At 70.3% G+C, this 19,059-nt stretch carries 20 protein-coding genes and 1 tRNA gene; 15 read left to right on the forward strand and 6 right to left on the reverse strand.

Translation table 11 applies throughout. The annotated features are described in order from the left end of the window. Positions 1–72 precede the first annotated feature (72 nt). Entirely contained in the window at positions 73–369 is a 297-nt protein-coding gene (locus tag QF027_RS23875; RefSeq protein ID WP_003999914.1) for a type II toxin-antitoxin system VapB family antitoxin, read from the forward strand. A 99-nt stretch (positions 370–468) separates the two neighbouring features. After that, positions 469–1,110 carry a LytR C-terminal domain-containing protein gene (locus QF027_RS23880; protein WP_307076973.1) on the forward strand — a complete coding sequence of 214 codons (642 nt, stop codon included), beginning with the start codon at positions 469–471 and terminating at the stop codon, positions 1,108–1,110. Positions 1,111–1,674: 564 nt separating this feature from the next. On the opposite strand, the gene upp is transcribed toward QF027_RS23880, so the two are convergent. Continuing rightward, positions 1,675–2,310 carry a uracil phosphoribosyltransferase gene (gene upp / locus QF027_RS23885; RefSeq protein ID WP_306979186.1) on the reverse strand — a complete coding sequence of 212 codons (636 nt, stop codon included), beginning with the start codon at positions 2,308–2,310 and terminating at the stop codon, positions 1,675–1,677. 96 nt (positions 2,311–2,406) lie between these two features. Between upp and QF027_RS23890 the strand changes: the two genes are divergently transcribed. From QF027_RS23890 to QF027_RS23925, 8 genes are all read left to right on the forward strand, one after another. After that, positions 2,407–2,589 (forward strand): hypothetical protein, encoded by a 183-nt coding sequence (locus tag QF027_RS23890; protein ID WP_306979184.1) that lies wholly within the window; start codon positions 2,407–2,409, stop codon positions 2,587–2,589. 321 nt (positions 2,590–2,910) lie between these two features. Continuing rightward, the gene (locus QF027_RS23895; protein ID WP_306986626.1) at positions 2,911–3,450 is read left to right on the forward strand and encodes a tRNA adenosine deaminase-associated protein; all 540 of its coding nucleotides are present in this window, start codon (positions 2,911–2,913) and stop codon (positions 3,448–3,450) included. Positions 3,451–3,497: 47 nt separating this feature from the next. Next, complete coding sequence (gene tadA / locus QF027_RS23900) at positions 3,498–3,923, forward strand: tRNA adenosine(34) deaminase TadA (protein WP_307076975.1); 426 nt, start codon at positions 3,498–3,500, stop codon at positions 3,921–3,923. Positions 3,924–3,968: 45 nt separating this feature from the next. Beyond that, positions 3,969–4,053 (forward strand) — tRNA-Ser (locus QF027_RS23905). A gap of 107 nt (positions 4,054–4,160) precedes the next feature. Continuing rightward, positions 4,161–4,337 carry a hypothetical protein gene (locus QF027_RS23910; RefSeq protein WP_306979179.1) on the forward strand — a complete coding sequence of 59 codons (177 nt, stop codon included), beginning with the start codon at positions 4,161–4,163 and terminating at the stop codon, positions 4,335–4,337. 19 nt (positions 4,338–4,356) lie between these two features. Next, positions 4,357–4,650: a Dabb family protein gene (locus QF027_RS23915; RefSeq protein ID WP_306979177.1), complete on the forward strand. Its 294-nt coding sequence runs from the start codon at positions 4,357–4,359 to the stop codon at positions 4,648–4,650. 144 nt (positions 4,651–4,794) lie between these two features. Continuing rightward, on the forward strand, positions 4,795–5,652 hold the full coding sequence (locus tag QF027_RS23920; protein ID WP_306979175.1) for an RNA polymerase sigma factor SigF: 858 nt from the start codon (positions 4,795–4,797) through the stop codon (positions 5,650–5,652). Between the two features lie 313 nt (positions 5,653–5,965). Continuing rightward, positions 5,966–6,859, forward strand: a complete 894-nt coding sequence (locus QF027_RS23925; protein ID WP_306979173.1) for an RNA polymerase sigma factor SigF — start codon at positions 5,966–5,968, stop codon at positions 6,857–6,859. 482 nt (positions 6,860–7,341) lie between these two features. Here QF027_RS23925 and QF027_RS23930 read toward each other — a convergent pair whose 3' ends face one another. Further along, entirely contained in the window at positions 7,342–7,545 is a 204-nt protein-coding gene (locus QF027_RS23930) for a hypothetical protein (protein ID WP_306979171.1), read from the reverse strand. 195 nt (positions 7,546–7,740) lie between these two features. On the opposite strand from QF027_RS23930, the gene QF027_RS23935 reads away from it, so the two are divergent. The 5 genes from QF027_RS23935 (at position 7,741) to QF027_RS23955 (ending at position 12,821) form a co-directional block, all read left to right on the forward strand. Then, positions 7,741–8,247: a MarR family winged helix-turn-helix transcriptional regulator gene (locus QF027_RS23935; RefSeq protein ID WP_306979169.1), complete on the forward strand. Its 507-nt coding sequence runs from the start codon at positions 7,741–7,743 to the stop codon at positions 8,245–8,247. 13 nt (positions 8,248–8,260) lie between these two features. After that, complete coding sequence (locus tag QF027_RS23940; protein WP_307076977.1) at positions 8,261–10,798, forward strand: MFS transporter; 2,538 nt, start codon at positions 8,261–8,263, stop codon at positions 10,796–10,798. 89 nt (positions 10,799–10,887) lie between these two features. Beyond that, the gene (locus tag QF027_RS23945; RefSeq protein WP_307076979.1) at positions 10,888–11,709 is read left to right on the forward strand and encodes a YceI family protein; all 822 of its coding nucleotides are present in this window, start codon (positions 10,888–10,890) and stop codon (positions 11,707–11,709) included. 34 nt (positions 11,710–11,743) lie between these two features. Continuing rightward, the gene (locus QF027_RS23950) at positions 11,744–12,343 is read left to right on the forward strand and encodes a class I SAM-dependent methyltransferase (protein ID WP_306979162.1); all 600 of its coding nucleotides are present in this window, start codon (positions 11,744–11,746) and stop codon (positions 12,341–12,343) included. 4 nt (positions 12,344–12,347) lie between these two features. Beyond that, a complete protein-coding gene (locus tag QF027_RS23955) occupies positions 12,348–12,821 on the forward strand; it encodes a PPOX class F420-dependent oxidoreductase (protein WP_307076982.1) in 474 nt (157 codons plus the stop codon). 20 nt (positions 12,822–12,841) lie between these two features. On the opposite strand, the gene QF027_RS23960 is transcribed toward QF027_RS23955, so the two are convergent. The 4 genes from QF027_RS23960 to QF027_RS23975 form a co-directional block, all read right to left on the reverse strand. Then, positions 12,842–13,603: a TetR/AcrR family transcriptional regulator gene (locus QF027_RS23960; RefSeq protein WP_306979157.1), complete on the reverse strand. Its 762-nt coding sequence runs from the start codon at positions 13,601–13,603 to the stop codon at positions 12,842–12,844. A gap of 112 nt (positions 13,604–13,715) precedes the next feature. Beyond that, a complete protein-coding gene (locus QF027_RS23965) occupies positions 13,716–15,230 on the reverse strand; it encodes an MFS transporter (RefSeq protein ID WP_307076984.1) in 1,515 nt (504 codons plus the stop codon). Positions 15,231–15,345: 115 nt separating this feature from the next. Next, the gene (locus tag QF027_RS23970) at positions 15,346–17,565 is read right to left on the reverse strand and encodes an ArnT family glycosyltransferase (RefSeq protein WP_307076986.1); all 2,220 of its coding nucleotides are present in this window, start codon (positions 17,563–17,565) and stop codon (positions 15,346–15,348) included. Continuing rightward, a complete protein-coding gene (locus tag QF027_RS23975; protein WP_307076988.1) occupies positions 17,565–19,052 on the reverse strand; it encodes a bifunctional glycosyltransferase family 2/GtrA family protein in 1,488 nt (495 codons plus the stop codon). Before QF027_RS23975 ends, QF027_RS23970 begins: the two co-directional genes overlap by 1 nt. Positions 19,053–19,059: the final 7 nt, after the last annotated feature.

Below are 19,059 nucleotides of genomic sequence, written 5' to 3' on the forward strand. Positions count from 1 at the left end.
TGAACGCACTTGACTCGCACGCTCCGGGCCAGGAGGCTGCGCCCGGAACGACTTGACCGGTAGGCTTTCCGTGTGATCTTCAAGCGCATCGGAAACGGCCGGCCGTACCCCGACCACGGCCGGGAAAGCACCCGGCAGTGGGCGGACGTCGCACCGCGCCCGGTCCGCCTCGATCAGCTGGTGACGACCAAGGGCCAGCTCGACCTGGAAACCCTGCTCGCCGAGGACTCGACGTTCTACGGCGACCTGTTCGCGCACGTCGTGAAATGGCAGGGCGACCTGTACCTGGAGGACGGGCTGCACCGCGCGGTGCGAGCGGCGCTCCAGCAGCGACAGGTGCTGCACGCGCGTGTGCTCGAGCTGGACTGAGTGACCGCGCTGTAAAGGTTTGACCCTTTCGGGTTCACCTGCGCCGTGGTCAATGATCATCTAGTAGGCATTGCCGTCCTGGCGCACTACGCTGCGCCCATGAGCATGCTGACGCCCCCCGGCATGGGCGGTAAGTACCGGATCACGGGTGACAAGTACCCCCGGATGCGTCGGCCCCGGCGGCGCGGCAGGCTCGTGTTCGGCGTGGTGGCCTCCGTCGCCGCGCTGAGTCTGGTCGTCTGGGGCACGCTCCAGCTCGTCGACGTGTTCACGGGCGGCGGGGACGAGGCCTCCGCGGTCGGCTCCAAGGGGGACTGCACGACGAAGGCCGGCGCGTCCCCCTCCGCTTCCGCGATTCCTCTCCCCAAGCCGGGCCAGATCACCGTCAACGTCCTGAACGCCACGGCTCGCGGCGGACTCGCCAAGAAGACGGCGGACGAGCTGAAGAAGCGGGGCTTCAAGATCGGCGACGTGGGCAACGCGACGGCGACCTACGACAAGAAGGTCAAGGGCACGGGGGTACTGCTCGGTCCGTCGTCCGCCCTCAAGACCTCGCTGCCGGTCCTCGCGACGCAGCTGGCCTCCGCCGAGACCCGTACGGACACGCGCAAGGGCGCCGAGGTCGACCTGATCATCGGGACCGGCTTCAAGAGCCTGACCAGCAAGGCGGCCGCGGACAAGGCACTGGCGGCACTGAGTGCACCCCGGTCGACGGCTACGGCGTCGAAGAAGAGCTGCTGAGGTGTCGTAGGGCCGGGTGCCTGTGGGGTTGCCGCGCCGGGTCCTCGGGCGATCGCGGGTCCGTTGTGGCGGACCCGCTGTCGCTGGTCGTCCGCCTCCAGACCGTCGACGGCAGGCGGGTCGCGCCTGCTGGTCGCGCAGTTCCCCGCGGGCCGCGTGCGCGGGGCTAGGGCCGGGCGCCTAAGAGGGTGCGTCGCGAGGATCTTGTGCGGCTGCGGCGGTGGACGGCGGGACGCGCAGTTCCCCGCGCCCCTGGGGAGTTGCAGTCACCCACGCCACGACGGACCGATCCCCACTCGTGCGCCACGACGGACCGTTCGCCGCACCGCGCGCCACGACGGGCCCGTGGTCGCGTACGGCGTGACGGGGACGGGGTGGGGGGTGTCCGCCCGCAGCGGCCGGCGTCCGTTACAGGGCACCACTCAAGGGACCGAGCCGCCGGACCGAGGACGCATACCCCTCACCCCGGCCCCTGCCCACCACCGGACCCATCGCGCTGCACCCGCCCGCACCGAAGCCGAAACAGGCCGCCGCAGGCACCCGCCCAACCGCCGGAGGCAACCCCTACTCGGCCGCTCCGTACAGGCGGTCTCCCGCGTCACCGAGGCCCGGGACGATGTAGCCGTGCTCGTTGAGGTGGTCGTCGACCGCGGCCGTGACCACCGTGACCGGAGTGCCCGCCAGCTCGCGCTCCATGATCTCCACGCCCTCCGGGGCGGCCAGCAGGACCACCGCCGTCACGTCGTCCGCGCCGCGCTTGATCAGCTCACGGATCGCGGCGACCAGGGTGCCACCGGTCGCGAGCATCGGGTCGAGGACGTAGACCTGCCGTCCGGAGAGGTCCTCCGGCATGCGCGCGGCATACGTGGTGGCCAGAAGCGTCTCCTCGTTGCGGATCATGCCGAGGAAACCCACCTCGGCGGTCGGCAGCAGACGGACCATGCCGTCCAGCATGCCGAGCCCGGCACGGAGGATCGGCACCACCAGCGGGCGCGGATACGACAGCTTCACACCGGTCGTCGGGGCGACCGGCGTACGGATGTCGACCGCCTCGGTGCGCACGTCGCGCGTGGCCTCGTAGGCGAGCAGGGTGACCAGCTCGTCGGCGAGACGACGGAAGGTCGCGGAGTCGGTGCGCTGGTCGCGCAGCGCGGTGAGTTTGTGTGCGACCAGAGGATGGTCGACGACGTGGAGACGCATGTCCACAACAGTAGCCGTGTCCACCGCACCCCTCGCGCTGGCGTCAAACCGCCCGACCGGGGGAAGGTGGGAGGGACGGACTGGGGTGGTGAACCGATGCCTGACCTGCCTGAGCACGAACCGTCGACACAAGAGACCGACGCCGAGCGCCGACGCCGTCGCGCGCAGTTCCTGCGCGATCTCGCGGAGGCCCGAGAACTGCGCGACCGGGTGCAGCCACGCCGAGCGAAGGTGGCCCGGCTGCGACACGCGATGCGTATGCGGACCTTCCGCTGGTAAGGAGGATCACGCGCCCCGAGCCCGTCGGGGCACCGGCGGCGCACCGACGGTGCGCTGAACAGGTGTCCGTGCATGGGTCCTTGGGAAAGCCGCGTACGATCCCGCTCGTGGCGGCGACGAGTGCGCTGGTGAGTCCTTCACCGACGTGCCGACGCACGTGCGATCAAAACCACCGGACACAGGGTGCCGAAGACGTCCCCTGAACGCCTTGTTTCTGCCACGATTCCGAGTGGGCGGGGCTCGGAGCCGAGCTCTCCCCGCCCACAACCTCCGCCGGGGGGACCCCCAACCGGCACGCCTATGACCAGTGGGAGAGTCACGGTGTACTTCGCCGCACTGCTCGCGCGCACCGAAGACGGGTGGGAAGCGAGCGACACAGAGCTCCTCGACAATGTGGAGACGCTGTCGGATCTGGCCGACCTCGCCCGGGAAGCCGCGGCCGAGGACGACACGGTGCTCGTACTGATCGAGCAGGAAGACGCTTGGTTCGGCGTCGTCCGCATCGACGGCGAGGAGGACCCTCGCATCTATGTCTCGGACGCCGCCGCCGCTGCCCGCAGCTCGTACGGCGAGATCCTGCTCACCGACGAACTGCTCGGAAGGGAGCCCGGCGACGACGACCCCGATCTCGACGCCCTCGACCTGGACGGCACCGAGGACGGTGAGGACGAGGACGACGACGACCCCGCCGCCGAGGCGGGCGTATCCGGAGAGATCGTGCCGCACGGCCCGGTCGGCGACGCGCAGGTCCTCGACGACCTGGGCGTCAGCGAGAAGGAGCTGAAGTCCCTCACGGAGGACGCCCTCACCGAGATCGCCGAGTCCCTGGGCGCCTCGGAGGTCCTGGAGACCGTCCGCTGACCGGAACCACCGCGGCAGATCCGGTACGCGACCGCTGGCGGACCGCGATGCGGCTCGCCCTGGAGGAGGCCGGCAAGGCGGGCGCGGACGTGCCGGTGGGCGCCGTCGTACTGTCTCCGGACGGTACGACCGTGCTCGCGGCCGGCCACAACGAACGCGAGGCCGGCGGCGATCCGACCGCGCACGCGGAGGTCCTCGCGATCAGGAGGGCGGCGGCGGAGCTCGGCGAGTGGCGGCTGACCGGCTGCACGCTCGTCGTCACGCTGGAGCCCTGCACGATGTGCGCGGGCGCGATCGTCCAGTCCCGGGTGGACCGGGTGGTCTACGGCGCCCGGGACGAGAAGGCGGGCGCGGCCGGTTCCCTGTGGGACGTCGTCCGCGACCGGCGCCTCAACCACCGGCCCGAAGTCATCGAAGGTGTCCTCGCGGAGGAGTGTGCCGGACTCCTCACGGAGTTCTTCCGCGAGCGCTGAATTCCGATTTCAAAGCACGCCCCCCCTTGCTGTAAGGTCTCCCTCGGTAGCGTGTCCGAGCGGCCGAAGGAGCTCGCCTCGAAAGCGAGTGTGGCGCAAGTCACCGAGGGTTCAAATCCCTCCGCTACCGCTTGAGAAGGGCCTCGTCGAGAGACGGGGCCCTTCGTGCGTACTGATCACCCCGGTTACACTCGCGCCCCAGAAGGAACAGACACACCAGAAGCGGGGGAGGCCGCGGTGGCGGTGAACGGAAAGAAGATCGCCGTCTATTTGGTCGTGGTCTTCGTGCTGTACGTGATCATCACGGACCCGGAGAAGGCCGCCGACTACGTGCAGATAGGGTTCGAGGGCATATCGGACGCCGCCAAGGCCGTCGGCGACTTCTTCACCTGGCTGGCCGACGGGGCGCACTGACAGACCCGAGGGACCGCCCATGATCCGCCACCTCGTCCTCTTCAAGCTCGACGAGGGCGTCGAACGCGACGACCCGCGCGTGGTGGCGGGGGCCGAGGCCTTCCGCGCACTGGAGGCCAAGATCCCCGAGATCCGCTTCTGGGAGCTGGGCTGGAACCTCAGCGACCGGCCCATCGCCTACGACTTCGCCATCAACTCCGGCTTCGAGGACCCTGCCGCGCTGCGGACGTACCTCGACCACCCGGATCACCAGGCGGGCGTGGCGCTGTGGAAGGAGTTCGCCACCTGGGTGGTCGCGGACTACGCCTACTGAGCCCGAGCGCTCCGAAGCCTCCCGCCGGGAACGGTGGGGGGCTTTTCTGCGCCTTCCGCTCCAACTTGCCCCTCAACACGGCGTAACCCAACGTTATGCGGTGCTTGCACACAGTGCACATGTCTTGTGATGCTATGACCGCTTTTGACGGATGGGTTGATCAACGAAGAGGTGGCGTTGACCGTGTCGGCCAGTACCGCGCCTCCCCAGGAGGCCAGCCAGGAGGCCGCTCCACGCAGCCGCGGCGCCGACACCCGGGCACTCACCCAGGTGCTCTTCGGCCAGTTGAAAGGACTTCAGCCGGGCACACCGGAACACAGCCGGGTACGGACGGCACTCATCGAGGCCAACCTCCCGCTCGTGCGCTACGCGGCCGCTCGCTTCCGTTCCCGCAACGAGCCGATGGAGGACGTGATCCAGGTCGGCACCATCGGGCTCATCAACGCGATCGACCGCTTCGACCCGGACCGCGGTGTGCAGTTCCCGACCTTCGCGATGCCGACGGTCGTCGGCGAGATCAAGCGGTACTTTCGCGACAACGTCCGCACGGTCCACGTCCCGCGCCGGCTGCACGAGCTGTGGGTGCAGGTCAACGGCGCGACGGAGGATCTGACGACCGCCTTCGGACGGACCCCGACGACCGCCGAGATCGCCGAGCGGCTGCGCATCACCGAGGACGAGGTGCTGTCCTGCATCGAGGCCGGACGGTCGTACCACGCCACCTCGCTCGAGGCGGCCCAGGAGGGCGACGGGCTGCCGGGTCTGCTCGACCGGCTCGGCTACGAGGACCCGGCACTGGACGGCGTGGAGCACCGCGATCTGGTCCGCCATCTCCTGGTCCAACTCCCGGAACGCGAACAGCGAATCCTGTTGCTGCGCTACTACAGCAATCTCACCCAGTCGCAAATCAGCGCGGAACTCGGCGTCTCACAGATGCACGTTTCGAGGCTACTCGCGCGTAGCTTCCAGCGGCTGCGATCCGCCAATCGGATCGACGCATAGCCGATGCATAAGGGGCGCACGGTCGCACGTTCCGGAACACCGCAGTTCGCAAGCAGTATCGAGGCGTAACCGGCGCGAGGGAATCGCTCACCAGCGCCGTTCCCGACACTTCTGTGCCGAAAGACCATCAGACCCCCTTTATCCAGGGCGTATTCGGGTCTCACATGTCGACATGTCACTACAGCGTGTTGCCGACATGTGACATTCTGCGGGAAGCGCGTTTGCCGAGGCTTCGGCACCGGTATTCAGGTGAAGGCTGACGTTCCACCACGGGGCGTTCGCCACGACCGTCCCGCGACCCAAAGGGGGTGGCATGTCCGCAGATCAGGGCAGCTCGAAGGTGCTTACGCTCATGAAGAGCGAGGCTGAGCCAGTGCTCGACGACATCACGACCGTCGAGGCCGCACCGGCCCCGGCCCTCCCGGCTCCCCCGGCCGTGTCGGGGGCCATCGACACCCGCACCCTGTCCCGCTCCCTCTTCCTGCGGCTCGCCGCACTCGACGAGAACAGCCCGGAGCGCGCCTACGTCCGGGACACCCTCATCGAACTCAACCTCCCGCTGGTGCGCTACGCGGCGGCCCGCTTCCGCTCGCGCAACGAGCCGATGGAGGACATCGTCCAGGTCGGCACCATCGGCCTGATCAAGGCGATCGACCGCTTCGACTGCGAGCGCGGCGTGGAGTTCCCGACGTTCGCGATGCCGACCGTCGTGGGCGAGATCAAGCGGTTCTTCCGCGACACCTCGTGGTCGGTGCGCGTCCCGCGCCGGCTCCAGGAGCTGCGGCTGGCGCTCACCAAGGCCAGCGACGAGCTCTCCCAGAAGCTGGACCGCTCCCCGACGGTGGCCGAACTCGCCTCCGTGCTGGGCGTGTCCGAGGAGGACGTCGTCGACGGCCTCGCGGTCGGCAACGCCTACACCGCCTCCTCGCTGGACTCTCCGGCCCCGGAGGACGACGGCGGCGAGGGCTCCCTCGCGGACCGCCTCGGCTACGAGGACACGGCCCTGGAGGGCGTGGAGTACCGGGAGTCCCTGAAGCCGCTGCTGGCCAAACTCCCGCCCCGGGAGCGGCAGATCATCATGCTGCGCTTCTTCGCCAACATGACGCAGTCACAGATCGGCGAGGAGGTCGGCATCTCCCAGATGCACGTCTCGCGCCTGCTGACCCGCACGCTGGCGCAGCTGCGGGAGGGACTCATCTCGGACTGACCTGACCGAACCGGGTGCACCCGAGGGGGCACCCGGTCAGGTCGGGGGGCGACTGCGGGTCCTTCGTGGCCGGTCGCGCAGTTCCCCGCGGGCAGCTGCGCCGGGCGTGGGCGGTGCGCCTGTGGGGGCGCCGGGTCGGTTGTCGGGCGACTGCGGATCCGTTGCGGCTGGTTGCGCAGTTCCCCGCGGGCAGCTGCGCCGGGCGTGGGCGGTGCGCCTGTGGGGGTGCCGGGTCGGTTGTCGGGCGGCTGCGGGTCCGTTGCGGCTGGTTGCGCAGTTCCCCGCGCCCCTGGGGAGTTGCGGTCCCCTGCGCCACGACGGGCCGGTCCTCACCCCGGCCCCGAACCGCCCATCAGACCGTCCGCGCTACACCCGCCCCCACCGGGGCCGCAGCTGCGCCGCAGGCATTCAGGGGCGCGGGGAACTGCGCACAACGCCCGCCCCCACCGAACCCGCGCAGGCCGCCGCAGGCACCCGCCCCGTTACTTGAGCGCCAGCCAGGCCACCGCCGCGACGATCGCCACTGCGACCACCACGCCGATGACGAGGCCGATGCGCGGGCCGCCCGAAGAGGCGGGAGCAGTCTGCTGCCGGCGGCCCTGCGGGCCCTCGTCGACGAACGCGCGGAACATCTGGGTGCTGCCGGCGGGGTCGTGGTTGCCCTGGGGGACCTGGTTCTCAGCCATGCCCAGAGACCCTAGCGAATCCGGGAGCCGGGCCCAAGTGCGGGGCTCAGGGTGGTTGTACGGGCCCTCACCCGCAGGTTTACGTTCGCAATACTTGCCTTTGCCAAGTTTTTGTGCCGCACCGACCCCGTTTTATTTGCCTGTAGCAACCAAGCGCGCCTATGGTTGCCCTAAGCAACGAATACGGGAGGTGTGATGGCCGAGCAGGCGCGATACGAGGAGCTGATCCGTCAGTTCAGCGCCTTCGGCGCCGTGAAGAGGGAGATCGGGCGGATGATGCCGTCCGAGTGCCCCGCAGGTTCCGCCGCCGTCCTGACCCTGCTCGGGCGCTTCGGAGACATGCGCATGAGCAGGCTCTCCGAGCTGCTCGCCGTGGACATGTCCGTGACCAGCCGGCACGTGGCGCACGTCGCCGAGCGCGGCTGGATCGAACGCTCCCCCGACCCGGTGGACAAGCGCTCGCGCATCCTGCGGTTGACGCCGGCCGGCCAGGTGCTCCTGGACCAGCTGTCCCGCCGGACCTGCCACCTGCTCGCCGAACGGCTGAGCGACTGGAGCGACGACGAGGTGGCCCAGCTGACCGCGCTGATGGCCCGCCTCCGGGCGAGCTTCGACGACACCCGCGCCCACGGCCCCGAACCGCGGCCGCCCGTACCCCCCGTACTCGGACAGATCACCCGTACACCCGCGACCACCCAGTAAGAAAAGGAAGCCCATGGCTACGACCACACCAACCGGTGTGCGGGCTCACGCCAAGCACGGGGGAGGCTCCACCGAGTACGCCCCCATGACGCACCGGCAGATCATGGAGGCCCTCTCCGGCCTGATGCTCGGCATGTTCGTGGCGATCCTGTCGTCCACGATCGTCACCAACGCGCTCCCGCACATCATCAGCGACCTCGGCGGCGGCCAGTCCGCCTACACCTGGGTCGTCACCGCCGCCCTGCTGTCGATGACCGCGGCCACTCCCCTGTGGGGCAAGCTCGCCGACCTGTACAGCAAGAAGGCGCTCGTCCAGATAGCCCTGATCATCTACGTCCTGGGCTCCGCGGCGGCGGGTCTCTCGCAGAACGCCGGCATGCTGATCGCCTGCCGTGTCGTTCAGGGCATCGGCGTCGGCGGTCTGTCCGCCCTCGCGCAGATCGTCATGGCGGCGATGATCTCCCCGCGTGAGCGCGGCCGTTACTCCGGCTACCTCGGCGCGACGTTCGCCGTCGCCACCGTCGGCGGCCCGCTGCTCGGCGGTGTCATCACCGACACCTCGTGGCTGGGCTGGCGCTGGTGCTTCTACGTCGGCGTCCCCTTCGCCGTCATCGCGCTGATCGTGCTGCAGAAGACCCTGCACCTGCCGGTCGTGAAGCGGGACGTGAAGGTCGACTGGGGCGGCGCGTTCTTCATCGCCGCCGCCGTGTCGCTGCTGCTGGTCTGGGTCACCTTCGCCGGTGACAAGTACGACTGGATCTCCTGGCAGACGTACGCGATGGTCGGTGGTTCGCTGGTCCTCGGTCTGCTGTTCGTGCTCGTCGAGTCCAAGGTGCGCGAGCCGATCATCCCGCTGCGCCTGTTCAGGAACCGCACCATCACGCTCGCGTCGCTGGCCTCGCTGTTCGTCGGTGTCGCCATGTTCACCGGCACGGTCTTCTTCAGCCAGTACTTCCAGCTGGCCCGCGACAAGTCCCCGACGATGTCGGGTGTGATGACCATCCCGATGATCGGTGGCCTGTTCGTCTCCTCCACCGTCTCCGGGCAGTTCATCACCCGCACCGGCCGCTGGAAGGCGTGGCTGGTGAGCGGTGGTGTGCTGGTGACGGCCGGACTGGGCCTGCTGGGCACCATCCGGTACGACACGGCGTACTGGAAGATGTCGATCTTCATGGCGCTGCTGGGTCTCGGCATCGGCATGATGATGCAGAACCTGGTGCTGTGCACGCAGAACCAGGTCGACCCGAGCGACCTCGGCTCGGCCAGCTCGACGGTCACCTTCTTCCGTTCCCTCGGTGGTGCGGTCGGCGTCTCCGCGCTCGGCGCGGTCATGTCCCACCGGATCACCCACTACGTCACGGACGGCGTCGCCGCCCTCGACCCCAAGTACCAGGCCGCGCTGTCCGGTTCCGGCTCGTCCACCGACAGCATCCCGGACCTGGGCAAGCTGCCGGCCCCGGTGCGCACCCTGATGGAGAGCGCCTACGGCCACGGCATCGCTGACGTCTTCCTGATCGCCGGTGCCCTCGCGGCCGTCGCGTTCCTGATCACGCTGTTCATCAAGGAGGTTCCGCTGAAGACCAAGGGCGCACTGGCGCAGGCGGCCGGCGAGGACTCGCCCGCCGAGGCACCCACGCAGGCCGCGGCTCCCGCAGAAGCTGCGGCTCCGGCTGCCGGGCACACGCCGAGCTGGGCCACCACCTCCGACACCGAGACCGCTCCCGACGGCACGCAGCGGCTGTCCGCCGTCGCCACCCTGACCCGCCCCGAGGAGTCCTCGGCCGGCTCCGGCGGCATCCCGGTCCGCGGCTTCGTGCGCGGCAACGAGAGCGCGCCGGTCCCGCAGGCCGCGGTCACGCTGATCTCACTCGCGGGACGGCAGCTGGGCCGGTCGGTGACCCAGGCCGACGGCTCCTACGCGGTCGAGGCGCCGAGCGTGGGGTCGTACGTCCTCATCGCCTCCGCCGACGGCTTCCAGCCGCAGGCCTCCACGGTGCTCGTGAACGGCGAGCCGGTGGCCTACGACGTCCTCCTCAGCGGCACCAGCGGGCTGAACGGGCTCGTGCGGGCCGCGCAGACCGGGGAGCCGGTCAAGGACGCGATGGTGATCGTCACCGATGTGCGGGGCGATCTGCTGGCCACCGGGACCACCGGTGAGCAGGGCGAGTTCGCCTTCGGCGAGCTGGTGCCGGGCGCGGTGACCGTCGCGGTGAACGCCGCCGGGTTCCGGCCGCGCGCGCTGCCCGTCGAGGTCGGTGGCACCGGCGTCACCCGTATCGAGGTCGACCTCGACTCGGGGGCCCGCCTCCAGGGTGTCGTACGGGCGCCGCACGGTCCGCTGGCCGACGCGCGGGTCACCCTCGTGGACGGTGCGGGCAACGTGGTCGGTACCGCCACCACGGGGACGGACGGGGCGTACGCCTTCACCGACCTGGACGGCGGCGAGTACACGGTCATCGCGACGGGCTACCCGCCGCAGGCGACGGCCCTGACGGTGAACGGCCCCGCGGTCGACGGCCACGACATCGAACTCGCCCACCCCGGCGAGTAGTCCACCGACTCCGGCCCGTGGCAGGGAGCGCGCTCCGAGCGGAGGTGCGCGCCCGCCACGGGCCGGTCTTCTTCGAGGAGTTACGTGAAATGGGACTGAACGCGAGGATCCGGACCCGGGACGGATGGGCCGTGTCGCACGCGGTCGTCACGGTGACCGACATGACCGGCACGCAGGTGCTGCGGGCGGAGGCGGACGCCGAAGGGGCGGTACGGGACGCCACACCGCTGGAGCCGGGGCCGTACACCGTCATCGTCACGGCCGTCGGCTACGCGCCCGCCGCGTCGAGCGCGATCGTCACCGCGAGCGGCCGGGCCGAGGTCGGCACGGTCACACTGGCCCGCATCGGCGGGGCGGAACTTCCGCCGCCGGGGCCCTGGACCGTGGACCCGGCCCATTCCAGTGTGAGCGCGGTGGCCCAGCACCTGGGAATCTCCAGCGTGCACGGCCGCTTCACCGACTTCACGGCGGCGATCGAGATCGCCCCGGACGACGTGACCAAGTCGCGGGTGGAGGCGGTGCTCCGGGCGGCCTCCATCGACACGGGGAACGCGATGCGGGACGAGCACCTGCGGTCGGCGGACTTCCTGGACGTCGAGCGGTACCCGGAGATCACGTACCGGTCCACAGGACTGACGGTGGCCGGTACGGACCGGTGGACCGTGCGGGGTGAGCTGGCGATGCGTGGTGTCGTACGCCCCGTCGACCTGGACCTCGCGTATCTGGGGACGGGGGCCGACCCCTGGGGCGGGACCCGTGCCGCCTTCCGGGCCACCACCCAGCTTCGCCGGGAGGACTTCGCCATGAACTACAACCAGGTCGTGCAGGCGGGGATCGCGGCGGTCGGTACGACGCTGAAGGTCGAGCTCGATGTCCAGGCGGTGCAGGGGGAGTCGCTGCCGCAGGCCTGAGGCCGTTGTCAGTGGCAGGTCATACCGTTTTGGCATGGAGCGAACCACGGGGGTACAGGCCTACTATGCCGAGTCGGCGGAGCGGCTGGGCAGGGTGTACGAGAGCGTCTCCTTCGAGTCGGTGCACGAGGCGCTGCTGGATCTGCTGCCGGAGGCGCCCGCGCGGGCGCTGGACGTCGGCGCGGGGACGGGGCGGGACGCGGCGGCGCTGGCCCGGCGCGGGTTCACGGTCGATGCGGTGGAGCCGGTGGCGGAGCTGCGGGACCTGGCCGAGCGGCTGCATCCCGGCAGCGGGGTGACCTGGCGGGCGGGTGCGCTCCCGGAGATACCCGGCGTCCAGGGACCGTACGACGTCGTCCTGCTGTCCGCGGTGTGGATGCACCTGCGGCCGGAGGAACGGCCCCTCGCCATGCGGCGCCTGGCCGAACTGCTCGCCCCCGGCGGCATCCTGCTGATCACCCTGCGGCGCGGTGAGCCGCCCGTGGACCGGCGGATGTTCGACATCGCGCCGGAGGAGGTCGCCGGGCACGGGGCAGCGGCGGGGCTGAGGCTGCTGCGGATCGTGGACGAGAAGGCGGACCGACTCGGCCGTGACGCGGTTCACTGGAACGCCGTGGCGCTCCAACTAGGCTGACGTCATGGCACCGAACATTGCTACCAACAAGGCCGTCTCGCTGGACGAGCTGCTGGAATTCGTACGGCCCCGGCACCGGGCGATCCTGCTGACGCGGCGGGGGGACGGGTCACCGCAGGCCTCGCCGTTGACCTGCGGGGTGGACGACTCCGGGCGGATCGTCGTCTCGACGTACCCCGAGCGGGCCAAGACGCGGAACGCGAAGCGGGATTCCCAGGTCAGCGTGATCGTGCTGAGCGACGACTGGAACGGACCGTGGGTGCAGGTCGACGGGACCGCGGAGGTCGTCGACTCGCCGGAGTCCGTGGAGCCGTTGGTGGAGTACTACCGGAACATCGCCGGAGAGCATCCCGACTGGGACGAGTACCGGGCGGCGATGGTGAAGCAGGGCAAGTCGATCATTCGGGTGACCCCGGTGCGGTGGGGCCCTGTGGCGACGGGCGGGTTTCCTGAGCGGTTGGCTTCGCCGGACGCCTGAGGGGCCCTGCGCCGGCGCACCTAAGCGGGCCCGACCATCGCCTCGATTCCCTTGATCAACAGGTTCAGGGCGAACGTGAAGTCCCTGTCCCTCATCTCCTCCACCGTGTCGCCTCCCCTCGCCGTCATGATCTCCTCGTTCTCCTTGAGGATCTCCGCGGCGCCGGGAGCCCGGGTGGCCGTGGTCATGGCGTGGCGGAAGTAGGCCTCCTGGGTCATGCCGGCCTGGGCGGAGCGGGCGATGAAGTGGCCCTCGATGGTGCCGAAGCCGTAGACGAACTGGAAGACGGCGGAGATCGCGCCCGTGATGCCGTGTGCGGGCAGACCGGTCTTGCGGATGACCCGGTGCACGATCCGGGAGAGCGCCAGGGAGTTGGGGCCGATGTTGAGGAAGGTGCCGGCCAGCGGTGAGACCCAGGGGTGCCGGACCAGCAGGCTCCGGTACTCCTTGGCCACCGTGCTCAGTTGGTCCCGCCAGTCCTCGTCGGCCTCCGGGTCCGGCAGTTGCAGTTCGCCGAAGGCCGCGTCCAGGGCGAGTTCGAGGAGGTCGTCCTTGGTGTCGACGTACCAGTAGACAGACATCGCGGTCACGTTCAGCTCGGCGGCCAGCCGCCGCATGGAGAACTTGGCCAGTCCTTCGGCGTCCAGGAGACGGACCGTCACCTCGGTGATCCGGTCCCGGTCCAGTCCGGACGGCTGCCCCCCGCCACGCCCGCTCCGGCGCACCTTGCCCTCCAGCCACACACTGGTCCGACTCGAGGCCTTCTGGCCTGCGTTAGGCATGGCGCACCTTTCGAGTACATCCGTCCACTTGCAAAAGATGCTAGGCCTTACCGGGGCGCGAGCCGTATCAATGGACGGCTCCGCCGCGTGGGCGCGACCAGCCACGACGGACTCACACCCGCCGACGGCCCGAAGCTCCGAGCTCCTGGGCTCCCTCTGCCCGCTCAGCCCGCCGCAACAACACCGCGGCGACCACTCCGCCCAGCAACACAGCGCCCGCCCCCACCAACTGACTGCTCTCCAGGCCGGAGGCGAACGCCTCGGTGATCCGCGCCCGCTCCTGTGCCGAGCCCGCATGCGCCAGCGCCGCCGGCAAGGACGCCGCCGCCACCGAGACCAGCGCCGCGAAGCGGGAGTTCAGCACGGCGCCCAGCACCGCGACCCCCAGCCCCTGCCCGAACTCGGCGAGCGTTCCGTTGATACCGGCCCCCACCCCCGCCTTCTCCGGAGGTATCGCGCTCATGACGGCGTTGGCCATGGCCGGCATCGCGAAGGCGACCCCGGCGCCCATGACGATCAGGCCGGCCAGCATGCCGCCGTACCCGTGACGGCCGAGCACGGCGATCGCCGCGAGGCCCACGGCCAGACAGGTCATCCCGAGGGCGATGGTGAGCGGTGTGCCGGCCCTCGGCAGGAGCTTCGCGCTGATCCCGGTGAGGTTGAGGGCGACGATGGTGAGGGCGAACGGCGCCGTCCGCAGTCCGGCCTCCAGCGGGTCGTATCCGAGGACGAACTGCAGGTGCTGCGTGAGCAGGAAGAGCGAGCCCGCCATGCCGAAGGCGACGAGGATCGCGCCCGCGACGGCCCCGGTGAACCGCTGGTTGCGGAAGAAGTGCAGGTCCAGCATGGGGTACGGGGCGCGCAGTTCCCATACGGCGAACCCGGTCATCACCACGGCTCCGACCGCGGCGGAGGTGAGGGTGGTGGCGGAGGTCCAGCCGTGGTCCGGGCCAGAGATGATCGCGTAGACGAGGCTCGTCATGCCGATCGTGGAGAGCAGTGCGCCGAGCAGGTCGGGGCGGTCGCCCTGCGGGTTCTTGGACTCGGGTACCAGGGCCAGGACGGCCACCAGGCCGATGGCCGCGACCGGGATGTTGACGAGGAAGATCGCGCCCCACCAGAAGTGGTCGAGCATCACGCCGCCGAGCAGCGGTCCTACGGCGAAGCCGAGCGAGTTGACCGTCGACCAGAGGCCGATCGCCTTCACGCGTTCGCTGTCGTCGAAGATCTGGACCACGACGGCGAGCGTGGTGGTGATGAGGAGCGCACCGCCGACGCCCATGCCGGCGCGGGCCGCGATCAGCTGTTCGCTGGTGGTGGCGAGACCGGCCACCAGGGAGCCGAGGCCGAACAGGGCCAGGCCCGCCATCAGCAGCTTCTTGCGGCCGTAGCGGTCGGCTGCGCTGCCCGCGGTGAGCAGCAGACCGGACTGCACCAGCGAGTACGCGTTGATCATCCACTGGATGTCGGAGGTGGCCGCGCCCAGTTCCCGGGTGAGCGAGGGGATCGCGACGTTCAGGACGGTGTTGTCGAGCAGCACGGTCAGCTGCGCGAGACAGATGACGCCGAGTATCAGCCAGCGCTGGGGGTGGCCCTGGGAGACGGTGACGGGAGCGGGAGCTGACATGCCGTACACCGTAGAACGGTTCCCATACGCTGTACAACAAACTTTCCGCCACGGACAGGGCGGAGGGGCGGCGACCCGCGCGGTCGCCGCCCCTCCGCCCTGATCCGGTCCTACGTCAGCCGCTCGCCTTCTGGGTGAGGTCGTAGAAGGTGGCCGAACCGACCGTCACCTTCTTGAAGGTGGCCTCGACCCACGAGGTGATCTGCGAGGACGTACCGCTGCTGCTGCCGCCCATGCCGCCGCCGGAGCCGCTGGAGATGAAGTAGTGGACCTTTCCGTCCGCCACGTATTCCTTGAACTGGGCCAGCGTCGGGGACGGGTCGGTGCCGTTGAAGCCGCCGATCGCCATGACGGACTCGTCGGTGGCGAGCTGGTAGCTCGCGGCGTTCTGGGCGCCGATCGCGGCCGCCGCCCAGGTGTAGTCGTCCGCGTCGGCCTTCAGCAGCTTCTTGGCCTCGGCGGAGACGGTCGCGCCGTTGAGCAGGCCGCCGACACCGCCGCCACCGCCCATGCCGCCGTCACCCGTGGTGCCGCCGGGCATGCCGCCCTGCTGGTTCCGGGTGTTGCCGTTGCCCTGGGTGTTGCCGTTCTGGCCGGGCATCCCGCCGCCGAAGCCGCCGGTACCGCCCGTGCCGCCGCCCGGGAAGCCCTGGCCCTGCTGACCCTGGCCCTGGGTGGTGCCGTTGCCGTTCTGGGTCTGGCCGCCCGGGCCGCCGGTGCCGCCGCCGAAGCCGCCGCGGCCGCCGCCACCGGGACCGCCGCCCATCATGCTCGCGCCCGCGGGACCGGCCGTCGGGATGGACCCGGTGTGCGCGGAGTTCACCGTGCTCAGCGTGTACGCCGTCGGACCGGCCAGCGCGGCCACGATGCCCAGGGCCGCGGCACCGAGCGCCAGCTGCCGGCCGAGCCTGGCCACGAAGATCAGGCCGAGCGCGGCGACCAGGCCGCCGGTCAGGACCAGCCACTTCAGCCAGGGCAGGTAGTCGGGGGTGCGGTTGAGGAGGACGTACCCCCAGGCCGAGGCCGCCACGACGGAGGCCGCGAGGGTGAGCGAGGCCCACATCTCGGCGCGCTTCTCCCACAGGATCCCGGTGCCCATGCCGACCACGGCGGCGATGTAGGGGGCCAGGGCGATCGTGTAGTACTGGTGGAAGATGCCCGCCATGTAGCTGAAGACCACCAGGGTGATCAGCAGCGAGCCGCCCCAGACGAGGAACGAACCGCGGGTCACCGACGTCCGCTGAACCTTGCGCGTCGCCACCAGGCCCGCGACCAGCAGGATCAGCGCGGCCGGCAGCAGCCACGAGATCTGGCCGCCGATCTCGGAGTTGAACATCCGGTTCCAGCCGGTCTCGCCCCACTGGCCGGTGCCGCCGGCGCCGCCACCGCCGCCGACACTGCCCGTCTCCTCGCCGTTCAGACGGCCGAGGCCGTTGTAGCCGAAGGTCAGCTCGAGGAAGGAGTTGTTCTGCGAGCCGCCGATGTAGGGGCGGGAGGAGGCGGGCCACAGTTCGACGATCGCGACCCACCAGCCGCCGGAGACGATCAGGGCACCGGTAGCGGCGGCCAGTTGGCCAAAGCGCTTCTTCAGGGACACCGGCGCGCAGACCGCGTACACGATCGCCAGCGACGGCAGGATCAGGAAGGCCTGGAGGGTCTTCGCGAGGAACGCGAAGCCGATCGCGACACCCGCCCACACCAGCCACTTCGTCTTGCCGTCCTCGATGGCCCGGACGACGAAGTAGCAGGCCAGCGCCATCAGCAGGGCCAGCATGGCGTCCGGGTTGTTGAACCGGAACATCAGCGCCGCGACGGGGGTGAGCGCGAGCACGGCGCCCGCGATCAGACCGGCCCCGGGGCTGAACCGGCGGCGCACGGACGCGTAGACGACGGCGACCGTGCCGACGCCCATGAGGACCTCGGGGCCGAGGATCGTCCACGCGTTCAGGCCGAAGATCCTGGCCGCGATCTCCATCGGCCACAGGAAGGCCGAGGGCTTGTCGACGGTGATGGCGTTGCCCGCGTCCAGCGAGCCGAAGAACATCGCCTTCCAGCTCTTGGTGCCGGCCTGGACGGCCGCCGAGTAGAAGGAGTTGGCGTAGCCGGAGGCGCTCAGGTTGGAGAAGTAGAGCGCCGCGGTGGCGAGCAGCAGGCCCCAGAAGGCCGGGCGTGCCCAGCGCGGGTCCTCCGGGCGGCCGCGCCACAGTCTGTGCGCGAGGGGCTGTTGGGGTTCGCCGGACTCGGGGGCCGGGGGAGCGACCGGCGCCTCGGGGGCCGTCGCCGCCGGACCCCACCCGGAACCCTGCTGGGTCGGATGGTCGGTCTGCGTGGTCATCAGGAGTTCCTCGGGTCGGTGTCGGTCGGGCGCACCGGCTGCAACTGCACGGTGGCGTCCCTCCAGGAGCGCTGCTCCGCGGCTTCACCGGCGCGGAACTCGGTTGTCTCGTACGGCGACTGCGGCGCCGTGGCGTACTGGTGGTGCGGGGTGAGGCGCTGGGGCAGCGGCGCGTACGGCTGCTGGGTGGCGTAGGTCGGCGAGGACGGGGTGTGGCCGGCCACCACCGTGGAGCGGGGCTGGTCGTCGTCGCGGTCGGGGAAGACCCAGGCCCGGAAGAGCAGGAAGCGCAGCACGGTCGCCGCGAGGTTGGCGGCGATCAGCACCGCCAGCTCGGTGGAGTGCGCGGGGTCGCTGCTGGCCGCGTTGAGCGCGGCGAGCGAGCCGCTGGTCAGCGCGAGGCCGATACCGAAGACGACCAGGCCCTGCGCCTGGTGCCGGACGGCGCCGCCCCGCCCGCGCACCCCGAAGGTCAGGCGCCGGTTGGCGGCGGTGTTGGCGACCGCGGAGACCAGCAGGGCCAGCGCGTTGGCGATCTGGGAGCCGCCGAACTGGCGGAAGGCACTGTAGAGCACCAGGTAGAAAAGGGTCGACAGACCGCCGACGACACAGAACCCGACGAGCTGGCGGGCCAGCCCCTTGGGCACGTCCTGGATCTCGCGGTCGCGCGGGTCGTCGCCGAACGGCCGGGCGATGCGGTCCAGCGGCAGCGATCCGCTCGCCAGGGCCTTGCCCACCCGCCACACCCCCTTGAGGTCCTCGGTCGCCGTCTTCACGATGTGGACGGTGGAGTCGGGGTCGTCGACCCAGTCGACAGGCACTTCGTGGATACGAAGGCCCGCGCGCTCGGCGATGACCAGCATCTCGGTGTCGAAGAACCAGCCGGTGTCCTCGACGAGCGGCAGCAGGACCTGCGCCACGTCCCGCCGGATGGCCTTGAAGCCGCACTGCGCGTCGGAGAAACGGGCCTGGAGGGAGCCGCGCAGGATGAGGTTGTAGGCGCGGCTGATGAACTCGCGCTTGGGGCCGCGCACGACCCGGGAGCTGCGGGCGAGCCGGGAGCCGATCGCCAGGTCGGAGTGGCCCGAGATCAGCGGGGCCACCAGCGGCAGCAGGGCGTTGAGGTCGGTGGACAGGTCCACGTCCATGTAGGCCAGGATCGGGGCGTCCGAGGCGGACCAGACGGTCCGAAGGGCCCGGCCGCGGCCCTTCTGCTCCAGCCGGAAGGCCTTGACCTCCGGGATCTCCGCCTCCAGCCGCTGCGACACCAGGGGAGTGGTGTCCGTCGACGCGTTGTCCGCGATGGTGATGCGGAACGCGTACGGAAACGTGCGCTTGAGGTGCTCGTGCAGTCTCAGCACACACGGCTGGAGGTCCTTCTCCTCGTTGTAGACGGGGATCACTACGTCCAGGACAGGCGTACCGGCGTCGCCGGCCGGGAGGTGCTCCCGCGCCGGCAGGGTGCCGGGAGAAGAGTCGGTTCGCATGTGAACG

This window comes from Streptomyces canus (assembly GCF_030816965.1).
Lineage (GTDB): Bacteria > Actinomycetota > Actinomycetes > Streptomycetales > Streptomycetaceae > Streptomyces > Streptomyces canus_E.